The sequence below is a fragment of the Acinetobacter sp. Li1LvA2 genome, assembly GCF_056156705.1.
Genome location: NZ_JBSICF010000023.1, coordinates 1 through 1,055 on the forward strand (window position 1 = coordinate 1; position 1,055 = coordinate 1,055).

Sequence of the window (1,055 nt, forward strand, 5' to 3'; positions counted from 1 at the left end):
CCTGGCATAACCATTTCAACGCCGTCTTGTAATTGGATTGCGCCAGTTACGTCAGTTGTACGGAAGTAGAACTGTGGACGGTAACCGTTAAGGAATGGAGTATGACGACCACCTTCTTCTTTAGAAAGTACGTATACTTCTGCATCGAATTTAGTGTGCGGCTTGATTGTACCCGGTTTAGCAAGTACTTGACCACGTTGTACGTCTTCACGCTTAGTACCACGTAAAAGAACACCACAGTTCTCGCCTGCACGACCTTCGTCAAGAAGTTTACGGAACATTTCTACGCCAGTTACAGTTGTTTTAACTGTATCTTTAATACCAACGATCTCTACTTCTTCACCAACTTTAACGATACCAGCTTCTACACGGCCTGTTACTACAGTACCACGACCAGAAATTGAGAATACGTCTTCGATTGGCATTAAGAATGCTTTGTCGATAGCACGTTCTGGTTCTGGAATGTAAGAGTCAAGCGCTTCAACAAGAGCAAGAACTGAAGACTCGCCATATTGACCAGCATCACCGTTAAGAGCAGCAAGAGCTGAACCACGGATAACAGGAGTGTCATCACCTGGGAAGTCATAAGTAGAAAGAAGTTCACGAACTTCCATTTCTACTAATTCAAGTAATTCTTCATCATCAACAAGGTCACACTTGTTCAAGAATACGATGATGTAAGGTACACCAACCTGACGAGAAAGAAGGATGTGTTCACGAGTTTGTGGCATTGGACCATCAGTCGCAGCACATACAAGGATCGCGCCGTCCATCTGAGCAGCACCAGTAATCATGTTTTTAACATAATCGGCGTGGCCCGGGCAGTCTACGTGAGCGTAGTGACGGATTGGAGAATCGTATTCTACGTGTGAAGTATTAATTGTAATACCACGTGCTTTTTCTTCAGGTGCTGAGTCGATTTGTGAGTAATCTTTCGCTTCACCGCCGTAAGTTTTTGCACAAATAGTTGCAATCGCAGCAGTTAAAGTTGTTTTACCATGGTCAACGTGACCAATTGTGCCCACGTTTACGTGTGGCTTATTACGTTCAAACTT

General features: G+C 44.0%; 1 protein-coding gene. It reads right to left on the minus strand.

Features of this window, described 5'->3' with window-relative positions:
- Nucleotides 1–1,055: elongation factor Tu (gene tuf / locus ACS604_RS18910; RefSeq protein WP_215903651.1), on the minus strand; the 1,055-nt coding region annotated here is incomplete at both ends.